Source organism: Marinobacter sp. (assembly GCF_052091845.1).
Lineage (GTDB): Bacteria > Pseudomonadota > Gammaproteobacteria > Pseudomonadales > Oleiphilaceae > Marinobacter.
On record NZ_JBQDCO010000089.1, the window covers coordinates 1 to 4,216 of the forward strand.

Below are 4,216 nucleotides of genomic sequence, written 5' to 3' on the forward strand. Positions count from 1 at the left end.
GGCTTGGCTTGCGGACGAGGTGAACGACAACCGTCGGGCTTGAGGTGCTAACGCCCGGCTCACGCGCCGGTTTGGAGCAGCGAAGCAGCGGAAAACCGGTCGCTGTGCAGCCGATTGTTAAAGCCTGCCCAGCCAATACTGTGGACGCCGCCGGTCATGTGAAACAGCCAGAATCTGAAAGCCATCAGGCCTTTCTCGGTAAACGATAGACAGGGGAAATCTGTGAAGGGGTGCTCTACGAATATCTGGCTGCAGTTCAACTTGCCAGGCTTTTGGTGACTCGCCAACTAAAGTGGCCAAGGCCTCAAATTCCTCTATGAAGGCACCACCCAATCCTGGAACTTTTGATTCGTAATAGCCAACTGACTCCAGGAACTCGGCTTCCGCTGCCGGGTGAAAAGAATAGTTCATTTGATCAGTGCTCTAGCCTTCCTCATGACATCCTCACCAGACACAGCCTGGACTGTGCCATTGTCGAGCTCTTCGCCTCTGCGTCGAGCCTCAAGCAACCAATCGGATTTGAGTTCGTCTTCTGACGGAGACTCCAGACTCAATACCAGTCGCTGGATCAACTGGGCTCGCTCTTCTTGAGGAAGGTGGAGCGCCGCGTCTTCAATTTTCTGGAGATTCATAAAAAAACCTCTCATTCACGTATTGTCCAATTTTGACACGGATGGCTATCAGGTGCCACGACTCGGTTTTTATGCTTTAACAGCGTATTAGACCGCCCTCTTCATTATTGCAAAAAAGTGACCTCCACATTTTCGCAATATACCTGAACGCCATTTTATTTAAATATCAACAACCTAACAGAAATAACGGCCAAAAATCCCGTAATATCGCGACGTCATCATTATTGCAATAACACCGCACGGCACCTTCAGGGCCAATACTCAGCAGAATTTAGCCAAAAGGCCAGCACTCACCCTAGCCCATCCGCAGTCAGCTTTCCTTGAACCTTTGCAATACTTTGTTAATTCTGAAAAAACTGCGCGCGGGGCCATTGTTACCGGTAACGGCACAAGAAGGGCCTTAAATAAGAACGGGGGCATTCGGAGGGAAAACCACAACCCCGGGCAACATGCCCGGGGTTGTGAACAGCAGTCTTACTGAACTTTGGGGTCCAGCTCTCCTGCTTCGTAACGCTCGAACATGCGCTCAAGGTTGATTGGTTTGATCTTGCTGGCTTGGCCGGCACAACCAAAGGCTTCATAACGTGCAACACAGATATCAGTCATTGCCGCCATAGTGGCCTTCTGGAATTTGCGTGGGTCGAACTCGGCCGGGTTCTCAGCCAGGAAGCGACGCACAGCACCGGTACTGGCCAGGCGCAAGTCGGTATCTATGTTTACTTTACGCACGCCGTGCTTGATGCCTTCTACAATTTCCTCAACCGGTACACCGTAGGTTTCGGGAATCTCACCGCCGTACTGGTTGATAATTTCCAGCCACTCCTGAGGTACGGAGCTGGAGCCGTGCATAACCAGGTGGGTGTCTGGTATGCGCTTGTGGATGGCTTTGATCTGTTCGATAGCCAGGGTGTCACCCGTGGGTGGGCGAGTGAACTTGTAGGCACCGTGGCTGGTGCCGATGGCGATGGCCAGTGCGTCTACGTGGGTTTTTTTCACGAAGTCGGCGGCTTCTTCCGGGTCGGTCAGCATTTGGCTCATATCGAGGGTGCCTTCGGCGCCAACGCCGTCTTCTTCACCCGCCTGGCCGGTTTCCAGTGAGCCCAGGCAGCCCAGCTCGCCCTCTACAGACACGCCACACGCGTGTGCCATGTCTACGGTGCGGCGGGTTACGTCTACGTTGTAGTCGTACTCTGTTGGGGTTTTGCCGTCTTCACCCAGAGAACCGTCCATCATCACGGAGCTGAAGCCCAGCTGAATGGAGCGCTGGCAAATGGCCGGGCTGGTGCCGTGGTCCTGGTGCATAACAACAGGAATGTGCGGCCACTCTTCAATGGCTGCAAGAATCAGGTGGCGCAAGAAAGGGGCACCGGCGTATTTGCGGGCTCCGGCGGAGGCCTGAACAATCACCGGGGAATCGGTTTTGTTGGCGGCTTCCATAATAGCGCGCATTTGTTCCAGGTTGTTTACGTTGAAGGCTGGCACACCGTAACCATGCTCGGCGGCGTGGTCCAGCATTTGCCGCATCGAAATCAGGGCCATTTGGTTGTCTCCTTGTTTAAATAACAGTTTGGGCAATCGTAGTTAATTTGTTTCAGCGCAGACCTTTGGACTTGGAGTCTGCTGCGGCAGGGGCGGTGGCGCTTTCCGGGACACGCTGTAAATACATCCCTGTACGCTTGACGGCAGCATCCTTGCTGCCGACAGTCCCGGAAAGCGCCACCGCCCCTGCCTTGCGATTCTTGCTTTGGGTTGAACGGCTTATTTTCCGCGTTCTTCCAGTACGGCTACAGCCGGTAGCACCTTGCCTTCCACAAACTCCAGAAAGGCACCACCGCCGGTGGAAATATACGAGATCTTGTCAGCTATGCCGTATTTGTCAACGGCAGCCACTGTGTCGCCACCACCGGCAAGGGAGAAGGCGTCGCTTTCGGCGATGGCTTCGGCCAGGGTTTTGGTGCCGTTGCCAAACTGCTCAAATTCGAATACGCCTACAGGGCCATTCCAGAGGATGGTTTTTGCGCTCTTGAGCAGTTCGGCGAACTGGCCAGCGGTTTCAGGGCCGGCGTCCAGGATCATATCGTTTTCGGTGACGTCGGAGATGTTCCGGATGGTGGCTGTCGCATCTTCCGCGAATTCGCTGGCAACCACCACGTCGACGGGCAGCGGGATATTCACGCGGGAGGCGATGTCTTTGGCGGTATCCAGCAACTCGTGCTCGCATAGGGACTTACCTACCGGGTGGCCTGCGGCGGCCAGGAAGGTGTTGGCAATGCCACCCCCGACGATGATCTGGTCACACACTTTCTCCAGGGCATTCAGCACGTCGAGTTTGGTGGAGACTTTGGCGCCACCAACAATGGCAACAACCGGCTTGGCCGGGTTATCCAGAGCTTTGCCAAGGGCGTCCAACTCTGCCGCCAGCAATGGGCCGGCGCAGGCTTCCGAAGCAAAACGCGCTACGCCGTGGGTTGAAGCCTGGGCACGATGGGCTGTGCCGAATGCATCCATTACGTAAACATCGCACAGGGCAGCGTATTGTCTGGCCAATGCTTCGTCGTCTTTCTTCTCGCCTTTATTGAAGCGCACGTTCTCAAACAGCACGACTTCGCCGTCGGCTACTTCAACGCCGTTGAGGTAGTCTTTAATCAGCCGCACTTCCTGGCCCAGCACTTTGGTGAGGTGTTCGGCCACTGGCTTCATGGACGATGCTTCGTCGTAAACGCCTTCTTCCGGGCGACCCAGGTGGGACATCAACATCACTTTGGCGCCGGCATCGCGGGCGGCCTTGATGGTGGGCAGGGACGCGCGGATGCGGGCATCGCTGGTCACTTCGCCGTTTTTGACCGGTACGTTCAGGTCTTCGCGGATGAGAACCCGCTTGCCGGCGAGGTTCAGGTCGGTCATTTTCTTGATGGCCATGATCTGAGTTCCGTTTTCAGGTTGTTGGCTATGGGTGTTGGGGAGGGGACTTGCCCCCCTCTCCCCGGCCCTCTCCCGCAAGGGGAGAGGGAGTAAACAATCGTAGACGCAGCTTTAGCCCCTCTCCCCTCGCGGGAGAGGGGTTGGGGAGAGGGGGCTGCCTACCCCGCTCCTTCCAACCAGCTCTGGCTCACGTCCAGCATTCTGCTGGCAAAGCCCCATTCGTTATCAAACCAGCACAGCAATTTCACCATGGTGCCCCGGGTTACTCGGGTTTGGCCGCCATCTACTACGCCAGAATGGGCGTCGTGGTTGAAATCGGAGCTGGCCAGCAGTTCGTCGGTGTAACCGAGTATGCCTTTCAGAGGGCCGTTTGCGGCAGACTTCAGCACTTGGTTCACAGATGCCACATCGGTGGCCTGGCCCACGTTGAACACCATGTCGATAGCGGACACGTTCATGGTGGGTACGCGCAGAGCAACAGAACTGAAACGGCCTTCCATGTGCGGAAGCAACCGCTCAACACCCCGCGCCAACCCGGTGTCCACAGGCACTATGTTGTGGAGTGCACTGCGGGTTAAGCGCAAGTCCTGGTGGTGATAAGCGTCGATTACCGGCTGGTCGTTCATGGCGGCGTGGATGGTGGTGGTACTGCCCTGCTCCAC

The 4,216-nt window shown here is 56.1% G+C and carries 3 protein-coding genes and 1 pseudogene; all 4 read right to left on the bottom strand.

Translation table 11 applies throughout. The annotated features are described in order from the left end of the window. Positions 1 to 407 precede the first annotated feature (407 nt). Complete coding sequence (locus ACTHYN_RS16165) at positions 408 to 632, bottom strand: addiction module protein (RefSeq protein WP_441813432.1); 225 nt, start codon at positions 630 to 632, stop codon at positions 408 to 410. A gap of 474 nt (positions 633 to 1,106) precedes the next feature. After that, positions 1,107 to 2,171 carry a class II fructose-bisphosphate aldolase gene (gene fba / locus ACTHYN_RS16170; RefSeq protein ID WP_441813433.1) on the bottom strand — a complete coding sequence of 355 codons (1,065 nt, stop codon included), beginning with the start codon at positions 2,169 to 2,171 and terminating at the stop codon, positions 1,107 to 1,109. Positions 2,172 to 2,390: 219 nt separating this feature from the next. Beyond that, complete coding sequence (locus tag ACTHYN_RS16175; protein ID WP_441813434.1) at positions 2,391 to 3,551, bottom strand: phosphoglycerate kinase; 1,161 nt, start codon at positions 3,549 to 3,551, stop codon at positions 2,391 to 2,393. Between the two features lie 161 nt (positions 3,552 to 3,712). Further along, a pseudogene (locus tag ACTHYN_RS16180) lies at positions 3,713 to 4,216 on the bottom strand (erythrose-4-phosphate dehydrogenase); the annotation flags it as partial.

Coding starts and splice junctions, on each gene's coding strand:
- ACTHYN_RS16165 (WP_441813432.1), bottom strand. CDS start 632: ATGAATCTCCAGAAAATTGAAGACGCGGCGCTCCACCTTCCTCAAGAA.
- fba (WP_441813433.1), bottom strand. CDS start 2,171: ATGGCCCTGATTTCGATGCGGCAAATGCTGGACCACGCCGCCGAGCAT.
- ACTHYN_RS16175 (WP_441813434.1), bottom strand. CDS start 3,551: ATGGCCATCAAGAAAATGACCGACCTGAACCTCGCCGGCAAGCGGGTT.